The sequence below is a fragment of the Klebsiella sp. PL-2018 genome (genome assembly GCF_019048985.1).
Classification (GTDB): domain Bacteria; phylum Pseudomonadota; class Gammaproteobacteria; order Enterobacterales; family Enterobacteriaceae; genus Klebsiella; species Klebsiella michiganensis.
Map to the genome: position 1 here is coordinate 19,382 of NZ_CP077674.1, position 19,088 is coordinate 38,469.

The 19,088-nt window shown below is 49.1% G+C and carries 15 protein-coding genes and 5 pseudogenes; 11 read left to right on the forward strand and 9 right to left on the reverse strand.

The features are described 5' to 3' along the window. Positions 1 to 152: 152 nt before the first annotated feature. Positions 153 to 1,090 (forward strand): annotated as a pseudogene (locus tag MKleb_RS27650) (IS91 family transposase); the annotation flags it as partial. Between the two features lie 1,424 nt (positions 1,091 to 2,514). On the opposite strand, the gene MKleb_RS27655 reads toward MKleb_RS27650, so the two are convergent. Beyond that, positions 2,515 to 2,754: a hypothetical protein gene (locus MKleb_RS27655; RefSeq protein ID WP_217076914.1), complete on the reverse strand. Its 240-nt coding sequence runs from the start codon at positions 2,752 to 2,754 to the stop codon at positions 2,515 to 2,517. Between the two features lie 1,069 nt (positions 2,755 to 3,823). Beyond that, positions 3,824 to 4,129: a MerR family transcriptional regulator gene (locus MKleb_RS27660; RefSeq protein ID WP_217076915.1), complete on the reverse strand. Its 306-nt coding sequence runs from the start codon at positions 4,127 to 4,129 to the stop codon at positions 3,824 to 3,826. A gap of 149 nt (positions 4,130 to 4,278) precedes the next feature. Between MKleb_RS27660 and MKleb_RS27665 the strand changes: the two genes are divergently transcribed. The 5 genes from MKleb_RS27665 to MKleb_RS27685 all read left to right on the forward strand — a co-directional run bounded on the left by MKleb_RS27665 (position 4,279) and on the right by MKleb_RS27685 (position 9,390). Further along, positions 4,279 to 5,475: an MFS transporter gene (locus MKleb_RS27665; RefSeq protein ID WP_217076916.1), complete on the forward strand. Its 1,197-nt coding sequence runs from the start codon at positions 4,279 to 4,281 to the stop codon at positions 5,473 to 5,475. Positions 5,476 to 5,670: 195 nt separating this feature from the next. Continuing rightward, positions 5,671 to 5,859 (forward strand): hypothetical protein, encoded by a 189-nt coding sequence (locus MKleb_RS27670; protein WP_217076917.1) that lies wholly within the window; start codon positions 5,671 to 5,673, stop codon positions 5,857 to 5,859. Positions 5,860 to 5,867: 8 nt separating this feature from the next. Then, complete coding sequence (locus tag MKleb_RS27675; protein WP_217076918.1) at positions 5,868 to 7,067, forward strand: IS91 family transposase; 1,200 nt, start codon at positions 5,868 to 5,870, stop codon at positions 7,065 to 7,067. A 189-nt stretch (positions 7,068 to 7,256) separates the two neighbouring features. Continuing rightward, positions 7,257 to 7,853 carry a DUF2913 family protein gene (locus MKleb_RS27680; RefSeq protein ID WP_217076920.1) on the forward strand — a complete coding sequence of 199 codons (597 nt, stop codon included), beginning with the start codon at positions 7,257 to 7,259 and terminating at the stop codon, positions 7,851 to 7,853. 154 nt (positions 7,854 to 8,007) lie between these two features. Further along, positions 8,008 to 9,390 (forward strand): carbohydrate porin, encoded by a 1,383-nt coding sequence (locus MKleb_RS27685; protein WP_217076921.1) that lies wholly within the window; start codon positions 8,008 to 8,010, stop codon positions 9,388 to 9,390. A gap of 135 nt (positions 9,391 to 9,525) precedes the next feature. Here MKleb_RS27685 and MKleb_RS27690 read toward each other — a convergent pair. Next, positions 9,526 to 9,855: pseudogene (locus MKleb_RS27690) on the reverse strand (IS1 family transposase); the annotation flags it as partial. Between the two features lie 846 nt (positions 9,856 to 10,701). Between MKleb_RS27690 and MKleb_RS27695 the strand changes: the two are divergent. Next, positions 10,702 to 11,058 (forward strand): hypothetical protein, encoded by a 357-nt coding sequence (locus tag MKleb_RS27695; protein WP_217076922.1) that lies wholly within the window; start codon positions 10,702 to 10,704, stop codon positions 11,056 to 11,058. Positions 11,059 to 11,065: 7 nt separating this feature from the next. On the opposite strand, the gene MKleb_RS27700 is transcribed toward MKleb_RS27695, so the two are convergent. The 6 genes and pseudogenes from MKleb_RS27700 to MKleb_RS27725 form a co-directional block, all read right to left on the reverse strand. Continuing rightward, a protein-coding gene (locus MKleb_RS27700; RefSeq protein ID WP_416381399.1) for an IS1 family transposase occupies positions 11,066 to 11,769 on the reverse strand; the annotation gives its coding sequence in 2 pieces (ribosomal slippage) (positions 11,066 to 11,511 and positions 11,511 to 11,769; 705 coding nt in all). 34 nt (positions 11,770 to 11,803) lie between these two features. After that, entirely contained in the window at positions 11,804 to 12,190 is a 387-nt protein-coding gene (locus tag MKleb_RS27705) for a DMT family transporter (RefSeq protein ID WP_217076923.1), read from the reverse strand. Between the two features lie 74 nt (positions 12,191 to 12,264). Then, the gene (locus MKleb_RS27710) at positions 12,265 to 13,173 is read right to left on the reverse strand and encodes a pyridoxal-phosphate dependent enzyme (RefSeq protein WP_217076924.1); all 909 of its coding nucleotides are present in this window, start codon (positions 13,171 to 13,173) and stop codon (positions 12,265 to 12,267) included. A 30-nt stretch (positions 13,174 to 13,203) separates the two neighbouring features. Next, the gene (locus MKleb_RS27715) at positions 13,204 to 13,560 is read right to left on the reverse strand and encodes a RidA family protein (RefSeq protein ID WP_217076925.1); all 357 of its coding nucleotides are present in this window, start codon (positions 13,558 to 13,560) and stop codon (positions 13,204 to 13,206) included. Positions 13,561 to 13,580: 20 nt separating this feature from the next. Then, the gene (locus tag MKleb_RS27720; protein ID WP_217076926.1) at positions 13,581 to 14,282 is read right to left on the reverse strand and encodes a helix-turn-helix transcriptional regulator; all 702 of its coding nucleotides are present in this window, start codon (positions 14,280 to 14,282) and stop codon (positions 13,581 to 13,583) included. Between the two features lie 511 nt (positions 14,283 to 14,793). Further along, positions 14,794 to 14,913 (reverse strand): annotated as a pseudogene (locus MKleb_RS27725) (IS6 family transposase); the annotation flags it as partial. Between the two features lie 69 nt (positions 14,914 to 14,982). On the opposite strand from MKleb_RS27725, the pseudogene MKleb_RS30040 reads away from it, so the two are divergent. From MKleb_RS30040 to ltrA, 4 genes and pseudogenes are all read left to right on the forward strand, one after another. After that, positions 14,983 to 15,237 (forward strand): annotated as a pseudogene (locus MKleb_RS30040) (transposase); the annotation flags it as partial. A gap of 67 nt (positions 15,238 to 15,304) precedes the next feature. Next, complete coding sequence (locus tag MKleb_RS27735) at positions 15,305 to 16,456, forward strand: IS30 family transposase (protein WP_045261367.1); 1,152 nt, start codon at positions 15,305 to 15,307, stop codon at positions 16,454 to 16,456. 9 nt (positions 16,457 to 16,465) lie between these two features. Then, positions 16,466 to 16,891 (forward strand): annotated as a pseudogene (locus tag MKleb_RS27740) (IS3 family transposase); the annotation flags it as partial. Between the two features lie 672 nt (positions 16,892 to 17,563). Then, positions 17,564 to 19,072, forward strand: coding sequence for a group II intron reverse transcriptase/maturase (gene ltrA / locus MKleb_RS27745; protein WP_217076961.1), 1,509 nt, complete (start codon positions 17,564 to 17,566; stop codon positions 19,070 to 19,072). Positions 19,073 to 19,088 lie beyond the last annotated feature (16 nt).

Consider the following 19,088-nt stretch of genomic DNA (forward strand, 5'->3'; position numbering starts at 1 on the left):
TGGAGTTGTGCACTGGCTATTCGGTGCACTGAAATTTTGATCTGCACTGAGGTAGTCTGAGCTTAACCAAGTAGGCAGCCTGACGGCTGCGACTTGTCATGGCCTTCGGCGACTGTTATAACCTCAGCTCCCACTTCTTCTGTGAAATGATTATGCTTCCCCGCTTCGCCGATATCTTTCAGCAAGGCAAACGCTGGCTTAGCTGGTTTCACAAACAGCCTGAAGGTTCTGTTCGTCCCGCTGTCATTGAGGCCGTCACTAAAATCATGGCCTGCGGCACCACGCTCATGGGATACACATGCTGGCAATGCCCTGACCCCGGATGTGGTCACTCAAAAAAGTCTGTTTTCGCTGTAAAAGCCGCTCCTGCCCACACTGCGGCGTAAAAGCCGGCGAAGTCTGGATACAGTATCTTCTCGCCCTGGTGCCCGACGGTGAATGGCAGCACATCACCTTCACCCTACCCTGTGAGTTCTGGCCCCTGATAGACCATAACCGCTGGCTGCTCGCCGAAATGAGCCGACTCGCGGCCGATGTTGTTCTGGAAACCGGCCGACGCGGCGACTTTCTGTCGGGCTGCTTCAGCGTCATCCATACCTGGGGGCGCGACCAGCAGTGGCATCCGCATATTCACCTTTCCACAACGGCCGGCGGGATTACTGACACCAGTACCTGGAAGAAAGTGCAGTTTTACGCCCGCAACGTGATGCCGATGTGGCGCTGGCGTATCACTGACCTGCTGCGCCGGGAATTCTGGCGGCTGGAGATACCGACAACCCTGGCTGCAGAAAGTCGCAGCAGGCAGGACTGGAATCGCTTTCTGGACCGGCACTACAGGAGAAAATGGAATGTGCAGGTGTCGAAGGTGATGGACAACGCCACGCACGTGGCGATGTACTTCGGGGCTTACCTTAAGAAGCCCCCGGTGTCGATGAGCCGGCTGGAGCACTACGCCGGGCGGGATGAAATTATCATGCGCTACCGCAGTCACCGGACAAAGCAGGAGGAGACGCTGACGCTGAGCGGGGATGAGTTTATGGAACGCTTCTCCTGGCATGTGCCGGAGAAACGGTTCCGGATGGTGCGGTATTAGGGGGTTGAGGCCCAACCGTACGAGATCGTACGATAAGTGTATTTTTTGAGCAGATCAGGTGAGTAAAGAAAACGAGGGTTTTGTTTACTCTTTCCGCCAATGCCAGTAGCCATGCGGTTTCAGGGACTTTCCGTGTTAATAAACTCGGTAATCAAATCAACGTGAACCAGCCCAACAATACCACGGATTTATTGACTTAAAATCATATAGTTAAGTTCTTAACGTACGTTTCCGCGCCATTGGGCTTCAAACCCCTTTTACCGGTTTCCCGTCAGAAACGCCCTGAGGGCCTCTCAGGCGGTGCACGCAAGGGATGTTATGGTAAATCTAGCTGCTAGGGCGATTCGCCCGCCACATTTCCCGTTATGATATAATCCGAGCGACGGACGAAAGGGCAAAAAAAAAGAATCCGTAAGGATTCTTTTTCTCGCCTCAGTCAGCGAGTGCGAATCGCCGACTGCTGCCCGAAAACATGTACCGAAGTTCACGTTGTCGTTACTTTTAAACAAGGTAATGTTACCCCCTGGGTGAATCTACGTCAACGTGAACCGGTATTCCTTATTTTCTATCAAAATGAAGGAATAAACGTATGGCCGAACTGCTTACGGCGTTTATTAAAGCACCACTTATAAGCCAGGTGCTGACCATCATTCTGTGTCTGATCTTTGTAGTACACAGTCTCTTAAATTGACGTACCACCCATAAAAAAGCCACTTATGTGGCTTTTTTATGACTCAACAGATAGGTATCTGTTGAATATCGCAGATGATCTTCTTGAGATCATTTTCGTTGCGTCGTAATCTCTTGCTCTGGAAACGAAAAAACCGCCCAGCAAGGCGGTTTTTTCGTTTCCAGAGCAGCAACTCTTTGAACCGCGGTAACTGGCTTGGAGGAGCACAGTCACCAAATCTGTCCTTTCAGTTTAGCCTTAACGGGCACATAACTTCAAGACTAACTCCTCTAAATCAGTTATCAGTGGCTGCTGCCAGTGGCGCTTTGTCGTGTCTTTCCGGGTTGGACTCAAGACGATAGTTACCGGACAAGGCGCAGCGGTCGGACTGAACGGGGGGTTCGTGCATACAGTCCAGCTTGGAGCGAACTGCCTACCCGGAACTGAGTGTCAGGCGTGGAATGAGACAAACGCGGCCATAACAGCGGAATGACACCGGTAAACGGGGGTTGAGGCCCAACCGTACGAGATCGTACGATAAGTGTATTTTTTGAGCAGATCAGGTGAGTAAAGAAAACGAGGGTTTTGTTTACTCTTTCCGCCAATGCCAGTAGCCATGCGGTTTCAGGGACTTTCCGTGTTAATAAACTCGGTAATCAAATCAACGTGAACCAGCCCAACAATACCACGGATTTATTGACTTAAAATCATATAGTTAAGTTCTTAACGTACGTTTCCGCGCCATTGGGCTTCAAACCCCTTTAAGCAGCGCTTGTCTTTCTCTTTCTGCAAGTTCCTTTCTATCAATCTTGTCTAGTCCTGCTTTCTGTTGTTCCCGTTTTTGTTCTGCAATTTTATCCCGTGTTCGGCGTAGTTCGATGGCTTCAAGACGGGAACCAAGGTCTGTTTTAGTGAATCTTTGCTTGAATACTTCCATTGTCATGACAAAGAATCGGCCTTGTGCCGCAAGGTCATCAAATATTATTTCCATTCTTGATTTCATTGGTTCAGTAGGCACTACATAAATAATAAGGTCATATTTTTCTCCGTGACCATGCGGATTAAAGCAGGTTGATACTATATCTTTGGTCCGAGTTAAAAGACGGCGCACATGCGGGTTTTTGCACGCACCGTGCGTACGCTTTTTTATGCAAAAAGGGGTCAGTTTGGATATAGAGAATTATTGTACGGTAAGCCTGTTTTTTGAACAGGCTTACCTATCGCAATAGGGTGTACCCCCTCGCTATACGCCGTTTTCCGTGGATTTTGTCTAATCGGATAACCTAAATGCGATACGGAATACGCGATAATTTAAAAGCGATAGCCACTGGCTCTAAATCAATCCCTTACGGGTTGGGTTGGTTAATTATGCGCTAAACGTACAATAATTTCCGATCTCCAAACTCACCCCAAAAACGGCTATTCATTGCCTGATTTCGTCAAGGGTGAACTACACTCGCTCCGCTTGCCCTTGACGACGCGGCAGACAAAACACCCTTATCTTATCAGGGGTGGGGGGGAGCCCTGCGACGCCTTCCACCTGATAGACGCTTTTGATTTTTTGGGGTGTCGGGCGCAGCCCTGACCAGGGGTAATTGTGCGGCTGCGCGTGCGCGGTTATACAATTGCACATCCTGTCCTTGCTGCCGTTTTGTTTCTTTGTCGCAGACCGTACGACAAACTAACCAAAGGTGAGTTTGTATAAGTGCGCATTTCATGGTTCTTTGCGGCCACCCAGATCGCCAATCTGGTGACAAACTTACGGCATGAAAACGGCAGATTGATTTGCTGTACGGACACAGTAACGCAAGCTTTTAGGGGTTTGATGCTCAGTCGAACGAAAACTCACGTTAGGCGTGAAAGATTGTCTTAAAAGTCGATTTATGGACAACGATGTCCGTTAAATGCCATTTAGCGATTAAAAACACACTGTTTTGAGTGCGTTTTGCACTGTCCACAATGTTTTGATTTATCGGACAAAAAGGCCTTAACGGGTGTAACCGTTCCGTTGAGCGTCAAACCCCTTGACCTGCCAGGACGACAGGTCAAGAGCCAAAGTTTTAAGAAATACTCAACATATCCATAATATTTTTGATTCTTGACAGTCGCTTTTCTACCTTCGCAGCTGCGCCGTCAAGTGTGTACCCATCCTCAATCAGCTCAAGAATCAATAATGCTTTTTTAACTTCAAAAAGGCTGAACTGACGTGTTCCTGCTTCACCATCAATGGTTTTAATGATTCCTTTACTTTCCCAATAACGCAGTTTCCTAATAGGAATTCCTGTAATTTCCGAAACCTCACCTATCCCTATGATTATTTTAGATAAAAATTCCTCATAAGAGTCAGATACCTTTTGTAGATCCATATGTAAGGGGTCCTCATCAATAATGCATTTATCTACTGAATCTATTTTAGTTTTTCAGGAGATAAACATCAAGACTTGACCACTTGAATCAATAATTGTAGTTTATCTTCAAACGATGTATTGCTGTATCGCAAAGTAGAGGTTGTATAATGTCTAGTGTAGAATTTGTATCATCAAAAAGTGTTGTGAAGCATAGTTTAGTGGTGTTACTTGTCCCGCTGGTTGCATTGTCCGTTGTTACACAGTTGTATCTGCTACTGCCTGTAGTCGATATCATGAATCATTTTTTGGGAACTAAATCTTCACTGACAGGGTTACTTACGTCAGCATTTGGGGGGTTTTATGCTGTCGGATTTCTAGTCTGGGGCTTTCTTTCAGATAAATTCGGTAGAGTAAAAATCATTGTTTCAGGACTCTTTGCCCTGGCAGCAGTAACAGCGTTGATTGCATTTCAAAGTGATTTTCACAGTATCCTTGCCCTACGATGCATACAGGGGTTTATAGCCTCCTCTTTCCCACCAGTGGTGTTGGCCTGGGTTGCTGAGAATTTCCAAGAGAGGTTAAAGAAGTTTCTAATTTCGCTCCTAAGCTGCTCGTTCCTTCTTGCTGGTACATTGGGACAACTCTACGGTTCATTGATGGTCAACGAATCACTGGAAAAAGCTATGCTGCTTCTCTGCATAATGTATTGCGTTGGAGCCATCTGCTTTTCTATGTGGGCAGATAAAGGAAAAAAAACACAAATACCCGGGAAGAAAAATCATGCCGGTTTAGCCCTAAAGACGTTGTTATCGACTCTATCTGATCGTTCTCTCTCCAGAATTTATCTTGCAAGTCTATTCGTTTTGATGAGCTTTGTTTCTTTCTACTATATAACCCTGTCACATATCAGGACAGATGCCTTAGCAAATATCGACATTAATATACTAAGAAATACAGCCACATTGGGAATGATGGCATGCCTTTTCTCAGGATTCATATTCCAGCATATTCAGCCAGCAAAACTACTGTCCATTATGTTACTGGTTATTGCCATAACCGTACCAGTTCAATATGCAATGTCCATCGCTGAAGGATCATGGTTTTTCCCGGCAGTTATTGTTCATTTTATTTTTTCGTGCGCCGTATCACTTGCAGTACCTGCAATGATTTATTGCGTAGCACTTTTTTCTGACCAGACCAACAGAGGTGTTGCTGTTTCATTATACACATGCATATTATTCATAGGTGCCAGCCTTGGCTCACTTATTCCAGCTGTAATTAAACCAGTATATTTTATCGCTCTGCTGACATCAGGATTTCTTTTGGCCTCGTTTTCTGTTGCGAAAAAAGTGAGTCATAAATGAATAAAAATATATTAGTAGCAATGTTATTCTTTTCCAGCCTAACATTTGCACAATCAGAGGTGATTGAAATTAGTAGAACAGGGCAGCCTGACGGCTGCAAATTGAAAACCGTGCCATTTGCCGGGCTCTGAGTTGCTATAACCCGATTTGAATATGTATGATCTGGCTACATATTTCCCTCAGAGCCGTTCCACCATGATGACCCGTAAAAGTATCGATACCATTCTGCTCTCCGTTGGCGCAGATAAGCTCTCTCACCGTGAATGGGACTGGATGAAGATGCGCAAACCCATGGACCCGCCGCCTGTTATGGCCGCCAAATCCATGCTGGAGCGCCGGGGTGACACCGCAGCTCTTTCCCGCCTGCAGACGACTGACGCTTAATTTCCCCCATGCTGTCCGGTTTTACTCCACGACCACTTAAAAAGCTGTTCACGGCCAACCAGTGCTGGACCTCTTTCCTCGACGCCGGCGGTCTGCGCTATATCGAAGTCGAAGCCGTCACCAAAATGCTCGCCTGCGGCACCCGCATCAGCGGCGTGAAGGAATACGGCTGCGATAACGCCGGCTGCCGGCATGTTAAATACATCACCAATGCCTGCCACAGCCGGGCCTGCCCGTCCTGTGGTAAAAAGGCCACCGACCTGTGGATTGCCGCTCAGCTTAACCGTCTGCCGGACTGCGACTGGATACACCTCGTCTTCACTCTCCCCGATACACTGTGGCCCCTGTTTGAAGCCAATCGCTGGCTGCTTAACGACCTCTGCCGCCTGGCTGTCGATAACCTGCTTTACGCCGCTGGCAAAAGGGCGCTGGATATCGGCATTTTCTGCGCCATTCACACTTATGGTCGTCGTCTCAACTGGCATCCCCATGTGCACGTCTCTGTCACCTGCGGCGGCATTGATGAGCATGGTCAATGGAAGAAAATCAGCTTCAGGAAGGACGCCATGCGCACCCGCTGGATGTGGAATATTCGCCAGCTGCTGCTGAGCACCTGGTATGAAGGCGTGGCCCTGCCGCCGTCCCTGTCACATATCACCACCGAATCACAGTGGCGCAGCCTGATACTGATCGCGGGTGGCGATTACTGGCATGTGTACATGTCAAAAAAGACGGCCGGCGGCAAAAACACAGTGAAATACCTGGGCCGTTACCTGAAAAAGCCGCCGATAGCGGGCTCCCGGCTGGCACACTATGCAGGCGGTGCCACGCTGAGCTTCCGCTACCACGACCACAACACCGGTGAGCAGGCCACAGAGACGCAGACACAGCGGGAAATGGTGGCGCGGCTGAAACAGCATATTCCGGAGAAGTTCTTCCGGATGGTGCGGTATTTTGGTTTTCTGGCCAACCGTGTGTTCGGAGAAAAGCTGCCGGTGGTCTACAGCGCGCTGGGGATGGATAACCCGGCGCAGCTGCCGAAGGTCTGCTACGCGCAGATGAGTAAGCAGTTCCTGCGGCGTGACCCGTTTGCCTGCGTACTGTGCGGTAGCCGGATGGTGTACCGCCGGGCTGTGGCGGGTCTGAATCTGCAGGGGCTGAAAATCCACGCGCGGGACATTAGCCTGATGAGGTATATCCCGGCCTGACGCAGGGAAGATCCGCCCTGAGCACTCTGGCTGCCTGAAATACAACCAGAAAGAGCGCAAATCATCACCAGCCAGTGGATCACCGAATTCCTCACGGACACACAAATCAAATAATGATTAAATTTCAACCACCTCATACCTGGACAGAAAAGGTTTCAATTTCCTATACGTCAAGGGAGACGCAGAATCATGTCACAACTGAATAAAGCCGGGGACCTGGCCTGGTGTGGGCTCATTGCCCTGGCGCTGGCTAAACGGGACGGCATCGTACAGTCCGCCTCTCAGGAAAACCTCTTCCTGACCCGCTGGCTGGCCACAGCCCTGAAGCAACGCCGTTTTCCCCGCAACGTTACCCCGGATATCGAATGGCTGCTCGACCAGGGGCGAACTCTCGGCACAAAGGCCCGGCTGCCTGAAAAACTCGATTACCTCTGGCGTTCCTGTAACGGAAAACTTTGCGACCAGAATGACCTGTTCCGCCTGACCTACGCTTTTGAACTCGCCAGAGATGCCGGCTGGATTTACCGCCTGATGTCTGATCGCGAGTGGACCGGCCGCTATGCGGTGAAGCTGAATGCCGGCGTAAACGGCATTTTTGCTTTGCGCAGCAGTATTGATAATGGATTTGAAGGGAACGGCAGGGTACGCTATCCCCTGGCAGTTCGCATTACCGGGAATATTGACGCCGTGACGGAGCTGTTTGCCACATGTGGCTGGACAGTGACCCTGGATAAAGACAACGCAGTTGGGCGTGCTTATACCCTGCTCCCTACAGTCAAAGACTGAACGCGACTCTTTGGCAATCCTTCGGATTTTAATGTATTTGTGAACTATTTCTCAAAACACTTGATTCCCTTCGAAATTACTCCCCCAAAGAGACAAAACAGCATTACATTTTCACTCAATCCCTTACAAATATTTGCATATCAAGGAATGTGAAATGAAAATCAAAGCATTATCAATTGCCATAGGTTTGTGTTTAGTCGCTGGTTCATCTGTTGCTGAAAGTGGCAACCTGACGCTCGAACAACGTATGGAGCAGCTTGAAGCACGCCTTGCGGCAGCCGAAGGGCGGGCGACTGTGGCGGAAAACCAAGTAAAAGAATTGCAGAACAGACAAAACGCCACTATGTCCCCTTCCCAAAATGCAATTCAGATAAAAAATCAGGTCCCCGCCACGGAAAGTAAAAAAAATATTACGCCCCCTGAATTAGAATTATCTGGTTACGGTGACCTGAAAATTTACGGCGATGTTGAGTTTAATATGGATGCAGAAAGTAAACGAGGCTTGCTGGCAATGACCAATGCCGACATTGGCAGGGATCAGACTTATGATAGGTGGGATTTAAATGGCCGTATTCTGCTGGGTTTTGACGGGATACGTAAACTGGACAACGAATATTTTGCCGGATTCTCCGTTCAACCCCTCGCCGATATGACCGGTTCTGTAAATCTTGATGATGCCGCTTTCTTCTTTGGTCAGGAAAATGACTGGAAGGTTAAAATAGGACGTTTTGAAGCTTACGATATGTTCCCGCTAAACCAGGATACCTTCGTCGAACATTCGGGTAATACTGCCAACGATCTATACAACGACGGTCACGGCTATATCTACATGATGAAAGAGGGGCGCGGTCGCTCTGATGCAGGTGGCAACTTCCTGCTGAGTAAACAGATAGACAATTGGTATTTTGAACTTAACACGCTTCTGGAAGATGGAACATCGCTGTATACCGAAAACGGCTACCACGGTCGTAAGATGGAGCAGAAAAAGAACGTTGCGTATCTGCGTCCTGTCGTATCATGGGCGAAGGATGAATTCTCTATTGCGGCAGCAATGGAGGCGAATGTGGTACAAAACGCCTATGGCTATAAAAACGGGCAGGATAGCTTTGTCGATCAGTCCGATCGCACCGGCTACGGCCTGACCATGACCTGGAATGGCCTGAAGAGCGACCCGGAAGACGGTGTGGTGGTGAACCTGAATACTGCTTATATGGACGCCAGCAACGAGAAGGATTTCACTACTGGGGTGAATGCTCTATGGCAGCGCTTTGAGCTGGGATATATCTACGCGCATAATAAAATCAGCGATTATAATTACAGGGTGATTTGTGATGACGATTGCTGGATTAAAGGTAAAGGGACATACAACATTCATACCTTCCACACCTCGTATCAAATACCGAACGTGATGAATATGCAGAACTTCAATATCTATCTCGGAGCATATTATTCCATTCTCGATAGCGATAATAAATTTAACAGCAGCGGCGATGATGATCGATACGGTGCCCGTGTCCGGTTTAAATACTTTTTTTAAGACCTGATATTGTTCTCCCCCTGTCTGACAGGGGGTGAGCAAGTACGCAGCCTGACGACTGCGATTTGATTGATAGGAATTAAAACGGGTTTTGTCGCATTAATGGGGGTGTGTATTCAATAAGTTGATTCTGAATCAGGAGTAATACTCGCGTTCAATGAAAGTGCCGATGATCCTGTCGTGCATTTCGGGAGATTTTGAATATCCCAGCATCTTACGATTCAGGCGTTTCAATCGGTTACGTAACGTCAGATTTTCACGCTCAATACGCTGTGTATAAAGCTTGCCAACGATATGTTTTGCTGCAGGCAAAGCGTCGTTGTAGGCCCTGTAACCATCCGTACACCAAAAAACGACATTGAATCCCGATAGCAGTTTCAACAGCTTACAAAGGGTTTTCTTGCTTCGGGAACCAAAATCATGGCCGATAATTCGTTTCAATCGTGGCTCCCATGCATACCATGGTAACCGTTCAAGATTATTGCTGGCGTGAAAGGTGAAGCGAAGGACCATAAGCTTGCTAAGCAAGGTATTACCTTCGGGAGGGGGGCTGGCTCACTTCGCTTCATATGGTAGTAGCTAACCACCACGCACCTATTACATACAAGGGTGGAGGGTTGATAGGTGCTACCTTTCAATCAGTACCGGCTTCGCCGGGCTTCGGCGGATTAGCAATAGCGCAGAACGTAAGTCCTGTGAGCCGCCTTTTATGCGCTTCGCGCATTTAATCAATCTGTTGCAGGTTGCAGAGTTTTGCATCGGGGGAATCTGAATATCCACTCATGATAACGAACAGGTAATATGTGTACGATAGGTTTCGGACACAGAAGCGCTGTAGCCCTGTAATTCGAGGGATAGCCAATAGCTATTTGGTTAAAAAGTAGCCTTAGCGTAGGTTGCTTTTCCTTTTCCATGCGGACCCCAATATAGGCAACAGTTTTAGAGCCTAGCCTAAACGGATTATCGTATACTGAGCTAAGATAATTTCTGAGGACGAAGTGTGGAGCGCAACAAGTGGCAGATTAGCGATGGCCCCCTGGGAAAAATAGCCCTACAGCTCCGGAACCATCATCCGCTGGGATACATCGCCAGCGCGTTGATAATCGTGCCGCAAAACAAGATATTTGATGGAAAAAAATAGGATTGTTAATTATAGGTATCCCTGAATCAACAGCAGGCCTTAAATACATATTCTCAATTTCAGATTTTTAAAAATTCAGATGTGTTTGCGATTTCGTAAATCGAACCCAAAGAGAAGTAGAAATAAAAAAAACAGAAAAATCACCTTTCATAGTTCTGATACTGCCATTAATGACTGTATCAGTAGCCTTTGCAAATTCAGATGAAATTCAAGCATTAGGATTAAAAGCAAGTCGTGGTGATGCTGCTGCCAATCTCGAACTGGCTAAACGTTTAGAAAGAGGGGATGGAACAGAGAAAAATCTTGGTCAGGCAACTTTTTATTACCGGCGAACGATTCATTTCGGTAGGTCAGAAGAAGCGAGGGCACTATTAAGTGCTCTTCGTGGCCGCTATGACGAAATAGAAGTACGGGCTAAATCCGGCGATGTGCAAGCGGAGTACGATTTCGCGACAATACTGGCAGCAAATCCCGATTACGAAAAATTTTATCCGCGGCGTAATGAACCAAAGTCTATAGGGTCGTGACGCAGATTTAGTGATAGTGATGGATTGTCAGATACCAGCCGATGACCTTATCGTGCATTTCTTCTGATTTTGAGAAGCAGATAGTTTTACGAGTCAGCCGCCTGAGATGGGTTCGCAAGTTAAGATTATGACGCTCTATCCGCTGAGTGTATTTTTTGCTGACAACATGACTGGTTGAAGCCAGTAAAGTTCGGTACACAGCCCAGGCATCCGTCATGTAAAACGCAATGTTAAACTGGCTCAGTAAAGCCAGAAGCCGGCGTAACGTCTGGGCATTGCGTGGTCCAAATACATGGGCGAGGACACGCTTGCGGATGCGGTCATAAGCGTAGAATAGCCAGCGTGGATTACCCTTAGACCGCACGTAAGACCATTGTTCATCGGCCTCACAGCAGATGACGACCTCGGCGCCCGGCTCAACGTTTTGGTTTTGGGCTACCTGGCAGGGGGCCAGTTTTTTAGATGACGAAGAACGGTGTTGAGGCTTATTTTCAGTACTCTTGCCGTATCACGGCATCCGGAGCCGTTCATCGCCATATCAATAATGGTCTGGTGGGTTTCGGGTTTAGCGCCGTTGCAGGAATAGCTGAGCTGGAAGGTTTTCAGGCAGTGCTTACAGCGGTAAAGTTGCGCACCTGAGCCAGAATGACCGTTTCGTATCACCCCGCTCGTATCAGAGCAACGGGGACAAACCACATCTATCTTTGCCATCAATGAACTCAAAAGACAAAATAATACACCAGCACTAAATCAGCGTCACGACCAAAAATGCCGCTCCCAACAAGGCTATCAGAACAGGAATAAATGAGTTGAGCAGCAGGGCATTTGAGGCTGAGGTCTGATGGAGCCCCACATATACCAGCGAGTTGAACGCCACTACCTCGGACAAGGAGAGTCTTACAATCAGCCACTTGTGTACCAGATACAGTCGATAGTCCCGACACATGGGTTTCCAGGCAAAAGGCAGTACGCAGACCATAGCAATGACCCATCGCCAGAGTGATAGCGTCATCGGGGGAACAAAGCTGTGTACCGCGCGACCAGTAATAAAATTACCCGCCCAGAATAAGGGGGGCAGCAGGATCAACAGCAGCGCCGGAGAAATAAATTGTTTTCTCGCACGAGGATCCATGCCTGACTCCGGTGATTTTGGCTTAAATCTTTTACCCGGTTAAATCCGGGTAAAAGGATGTGGACATGGCTCGTTTAGCCCTTAAATCCTTGCAGGGATGCAGTGGTGGCTGTCGATCCGCCGCACACAATGACCAGCACGTTATCCATTTTGCTGACATCAATTTGTGAATCATATAGCGCGGCAAGGGATGCGCCACAGGCGGGTTCAACCAGCGTACGATGGTCATCCAGGAAGGTCAGGCAAGCATCAACAGCCTGCTTATCACTAACCGTTAGTGAAATTATCTCTCTCTCATTCGCAAGATCAAACGCCCTCTGGCATACCTGGCGAGCTCCCAGAGACGTTGCCACACCGGTCAGTTCAGGCAATGATACCGGGTGGCCCGCTTTCAACGCCGCGTGGAAGGATGACATACCGACCGTCTCAACAACGAAGACGGGGATATTGAGATTATTGCGACGAAGTCCTGCGTCAACACCGGCAAGCAGGCCACCACCTCCAACAGAGAGAATGACAGCGTCAGGACGCAATCCTTCGGCGACAACTTCGTCGATCATTGACGCATGGCCTTCCCAGAGGAGTGGATCGTCAAAAGGGTGAATAAATGCATCTTCATTATTCAGGAGAGACAGAGCCAGCTCATTGGCCTCTGCCCAGGTTTTACCATGCACTCTAACATCAGCACCTTCCAGGTTCAGCAGATGACGCGCACGTTCTGAGGTGGATTCAGGTACAACAACAATGACAGGCACACCCAGCTTACGCCCGGCATATGCTACCGCAAGACCGGCATTTCCACCGGAAGAGGAAATGAAACGGCGTGCGCCACGGGCATAATGCTGCTCACAGGCGTGTCCTACACCACGGATCTTAAATGACCCTGATGGTTGCATTGCTTCCATCTTCATCCAGACGCGGGTCTTATTCAGACGACCCAGGGGCAACGACTCCAGCAAAGGCGTATTGATACTCAAAGACATGGGGGTTAACTCCGTAAATTTCGGTCGGGCTCAGGCCAGTGCCTGAACTTCCAGTTCGACATCAAGATCGAACGCCAGACGGCTCACGACAGTCGTACGCGCCGGAAATCCGTCAGGAAAGTGAGTACGATAGGCATTATTGAAAGCCTGGAAATGAGCCATATCGGATAACCAGACAGTGATACGAACAATTTTCTCGAAAGAGGAACCACATGCTTTCAGCGTCGCTTCAACGTTTTGTAGAACGAGGCGGGTCTGTTCTTCCACTGACCCTTTAACAGGTTCACCTGCATCATTCATGGATAATTGCCCTGAAAGAAAAAGGAATCCGTTCGCTTCAACTGCGCGTGAAAACGGAAAGGGCATTGTGCTTGGATATTTTTTCATTGGTTTTCCTTGCGGGTGGATTATTCATCACCGCACTTAAGTTCATCGAGATAGTTGTAAATGGTGTAGCGGGTGACCCCTAGGGCTGCAGCTGCTTTTTCAACCCCGCCTTTGATCAGGAAAATGCCTTTTTCCTGCATATTTTTAACCGCCAGCAAGTTGGCCCGTTTGGTATCCGCGCGGCAGCTCCCAGAACTCAATGCTGTAGTGGTACTAATGATGTCACGCATCAAATCTTCAATATTGTCGTGACTGGCATCAGTAGATGCGTCTTCCTGAATGCCTGACGGCACATCAGATCGGACCCCAGCGAGTGACTGGAGCAGCCTGAGTGCCTCGTCAATGCCCGAGTTATCGACATTGATGCAGAGTGCTGCGTATGGTTTGCCAGTGCGGTCACGGTATAAAGCTGTACTGCTACGCAGTACTTTTCCGTCGCGGGTTAACGTTTCGTAATCCAGCAGTAAAGACACGGGTTCGCTTTTATTTTCCATTGCACTGATAAATGCACGATCAGTACGCATACCAGCCAGCACCGAATCCCCCTTTTTACGACCCGTTACACTCGCGTTAGCAATCTCGGCAATTGAAAAAGTTGGATTCCGCAGGTCATGCAGAACAATTTCGGCGTTACCTGCCAGCACACTTCCCAGAGCACGCACCGTGGCCGACAACATAAGAATCATGCCCTCGGCATAATTTGGTTCATCTGACACGTTCATGCATGACCTCACTTAAACACATTGTTGAATAACTTATCAGCCAAAAACCTTGTAATCAACAAAATGTTGATTACATAATATCAGCCATGCCTGGACAATCATCTGTTGATGGAGCGTCTCAATAATAGGGTCTATTGGCTCCAGTGACGGGATGTTCATGGTTAGGAAATTGAAGCATCGTTTCAAAAATCTCCTGGCCATGAATGTCATCACCGGCAGCGCACTGATGGCGCGTGGTGGTGACTCTTATGTTAATAAAATACCGCTTTCGATTGTTTTTTGACCTGAACGCCATTTTTCAGGCGCACTTATCCTGCAGCCAGTCCCTGAAGCCATCGTTTACGGTCGATGTTATGCAACCTTTCGGCCACTAACACCGAAGCATGCCTGCCCGCTTCTGCGCTGACAAAACGCAGCCGGTTACCGCACAGAATGCATTCACCTTTGGCGGCTCTGTCGCATTAACGGAGGTAAGTCAGTAAAGCCTCGCGTTGTCGGTTATTCAGGCCGCCTACAGATAAAATTGTTCTGCAGGTGACAATCCATCCCCTTGCAGAAGCTGATACTGCCCTTTGGGTATCATGTGGATTAACTCAATACCTGCCAGTATCGTCTGTGACCGGCGAAATGTAGTGGCACACTGAATTTGGCCACCTGAGTAGAGGTGATATGCTCACCTCAACATCTTACAGGTGAACCAATGAGCAAAATATTTACTGCTGAATTTAAAGCCGAAGCGGCAAAACTGGTTCTTGATCAGAACTACACTCACGGTGAAGCGGCTAAAGCGATGAACGTCAGCCTCTCCGCCATCAACCGCTGGGTTAAATCGTTACGTATGGAGCGCCAGGGGAAAACGCCCCCGGGGCTGCCTCTGACGCCTGAGCAGACGGAACTCAGGGAAATGAGAAAACAAATACAACGCCTTGAAATGGAAAATGAAATCCTAAATAAGGCTACTGTAGATTCAATTGGTCAACGCAACAACCATGTGAAAACATGTGGTTGCGGAGGATCGTTTGATGAAACGTACATTTACAGCAAAAGAAAAATCGCTCGTTTTCGACTTGTGGAAGAGTGGGACAGGATTTAGTGAAATAGCTAAGATTCTGGATTCAAAACCCGGAACTATTTTCACCATGTTGAGGGACACCGGCGGCATAAAACCCAATGAGCGTAAGCGGGCCGTCGCACACCTGACCTTGTCTGAACGTGAGGAAATACGCGCTGGCCTGTCAGCCAAAATGAGTATTCGGGCGATTGCTACTGCATTAAGACGCTCTCCTTCGACGATCTCGCGAGAAGTCCAGCGTAATCGTGGCAGGCGCTATTACAAAGCTGTTGATGCTAATAATCGCGCCAACAGGATGGCTAAACGTCCCAAACCGTGTTTGCTGGATCAGAATGAGCCGCTGAGGGACCTTGTTCTGGAAAAGCTGGAATTAAAGTGGTCTCCGGAGCAAATTTCGGGATGGTTAAAACGAACGAAGCCGCGTCAGAAAACGATGCGAATATCAGCTGAGACAATTTATAAGACGCTGTACTTTCGTTGTCGTGAAGCTCTGCACCACCTGAATATTCAGCATCTGCGGCGTTCGCACAGCCTGAGGCATGGGCGACGCCACACCCGCAAAGGGGAAAGAGGAACAATCAATATCGTGAATGGCACGCCAATCCATGAGCGCGCGCGGCATATTGATAACAGGCGCTCTGTTGGACACTGGGAGGGGGATTTAGTCTCGGGCACAAAAAACTCGCATATTGCCACTCTGGTAGATCGTAAATCGCGCTATACGCTTATTCTCAGGTTAAAGGGGAAAGATGCTGTTTCAGTGAATCAGGCTCTTACTGAAAAATTCCTGAGCTTACCGCCCGAACTCAGGCAATCATTGACGTGGGACAGAGGAATGGAGCTGGCCAGGCATCTGGAATTTAGCAGCAGCACGGGAGTGAAAGTTTATTTTTGCGATCCTCAAAGTCCCTGGCAACGAGGCACCAACGAAAATACGAATGGACTAATACGACAGTTCTTCCCCAAAAAAACATGCCTTGCTCAATACACACAGCAGGAGCTGGATCAGGTTGCAGCGCAACTAAACACCAGGCCGAGAAAGACACTGAAGTTCAAAACACCGAAAGAGATAATTGAAAAGGGTGTTGCGTTGACAGGTTGAATCTACAACCGCGCTCTTGATGTCGGACTCCCTGAAAAGTTCACGATAATCGACAGTCTGAGGGCGCACTACCCGGTAGCGCCATTGTGCCGGCTGTTCGGTGTTCACCGAAGCAGTTATCGTTACATTCGTAAAAATGGCAGGGATTCTGACGCTGAGCGGGCCGTCAAACGGAGTCTCGTCAGTGAAGTCTGGAATGCCAGTGGTGGCTCTGCTGGCGCGAGAAGTATCGCCACGATGGTCAGCGGCCGGTGCGTCAGACTCGGGCGATGGCTTGCAGGTAAGCTGATGAAAGAGCTGGATATCGCCAGTTGTCAGGCCCCGGCGCATAAATACAAACGCGGCGGGAACGAACACGTTGAAATACCTAACCATCTCGACCGGCAGTTCGCGGTAACAGCGCCGGATCAGATCTGGTGCGGCGATGTGACCTATAGTGTGCCCGGAGTTCAGGGCGGGCATGGATGCTTAAATGAACCGCGAGTCTGTCTGGAATATTGAACCGGTAACTCACGATGAGAAACCCAACAATCCCACCGGGTGTGACGGTGGAGAACCTGAGCGGCAGTGACCTGCGGCATGCCCGCAGGGTGATGTAACCCGCTGACAACGGGGATTGAGGCGAGATCACTAAGCCGAGATGATCCTCAAGGTTAAGTACTGAAAGGCTGAAGAACATGAACCCGTTAATCCGCCTCTGTGGGTTGAAAACGTCACCACGGCCTACGTGATCTGACAGGCCGTGCAGGAGGAACTGGCAGTGATACGTAAGCACTGCCGGTCGAAGGTGTTTTGACATGTATGCGAAACACCGGGGCAGCAGCGTCTATCACGCTTGCGTTGCTGACTTCTGCCAACTTGCGGCAAGCAAGGATAAAGAGTGCGACGGGCAGCCTCCTCAGTATGCCTGAGTCCAGGCAGGTAAACCGGGGAAGGTCAGCGACGGATGTTAAGGGGGCATGGCTCCGATGACGCGCTGGCTGGCGGAGCTTCCGTAGTAGTCCGCGATGGGGAAAGCCCATTACATGGCGAAGGGAAGCAGTTTGAATGTGTTTGCGACGTGAATTAACTGACCTAACGAGGTGAAGACCTTTGATAATCAGCGAAATGCAACGCAAGCTTGCCACATGGGCAGTCACCGATCCGTCCCTACGGATTCAACGGCTGCTGCGTCTGATAACACAACCAGAATGGCTGGCTGAAGCGGCGCGGATCACGCTTTCATCAAAGGGGGCCCATACCCCCGGCGTTGATGGCGTGAACAAAACAATGCTACAGGCCAGACTGGCTGTTGAGCTGCAAATCCTCAGGGATGAATTACTCTCAGGCCACTACCAGCCCTTGCCCGCCAGACGGGTTTACATCCCTAAAAGCAACGGCAAACTGCGACCACTGGGTATCCCCGCGTTGCGGGATCGTATTGTTCAGCGGGCCATGCTGATGGCGATGGAGCCGATATGGGAGAGTGATTTTCATACGCTCTCATATGGCTTCCGGCCTGAGCGCAGTGTCCACCACGCGATCCGCACGGTGAAATTACAGCTCACAGACTGTGGTGAAACCCGGGGACGCTGGGTGATTGAAGGCGACCTGTCCAGTTACTTCGACACCGTACATCATCGACTGCTGATGAAGGCTGTACGCCGCAGGATCAGTGACGCACGTTTCATGACTCTGCTGTGGAAAACCATCAAGGCGGGACATATCGATGTCGGTCTCTTTCGGGCGGCCAGTGAAGGTGTGCCACAGGGCGGTGTTATATCGCCGCTATTATCGAACATCATGCTGAATGAGTTCGATCAATACCTGCATGAGCGCTACCTGAGCGGGAAAGCCAGAAAAGATCGGTGGTACTGGAATAACAGTATCCAACGGGGCCGAAGTACGGCGGTCAGAGAAAACTGGCAGTGGAAACCCGCGGTGGCGTACTGCCGCTATGCCGATGATTTTGTCCTCATCGTCAAAGGCACCAAAGCACAGGCGGAAGCCATCAGGGAGGAGTGTCGGGGTGTGCACGAAGGCAGTCTGAAACTCAGGCTGAACATGGATAAGACTAAAATCACCCATGTTAATGACGGCTTTATCTTTCTGGGGCACAGGATCATTCGCAAACGCAGTCGTTATGGCGAGATGCGAGTGGTCTCAACGATCCCGCAGGAGAAAGCCAGAAACTTCGCCGCATCGCTGACAGCACTGTTATCAGGCAACTACAGTGAAAGCAAAGTCGATATGGCTGAACAACTCAACCGAAAACTGAAAGGCTGGGCCATGTTCTATCAGTTCGTTGATTTTAAGGCCAAAGTCTTCAGTTATATCGACCGTGTCGTGTTCTGGAAGCTGGCTCACTGGCTGGCCCGCAAATACCGTACAGGTATCGCTTCCCTGATGAGGTGGTGGTGTAAATCACCGAAACCGGGTCAGAGCAAAACGTGGGTTTTATTTGGTAAAACCAATCACGGCAAGCTCAGCGGCGAAATACTGTACCGGTTGGTGGGGCAAGGCAAGAAGCTGTTCCGCTGGCGGCTACCCGAAGGTAATCCCTATCTGAGGACGGAGACCAGAAACACGTATACATCGCGCTTTACAGAAGTGGCAATGGCGTTCGCCAGCATTTAAATGGAGAGCCGGATGC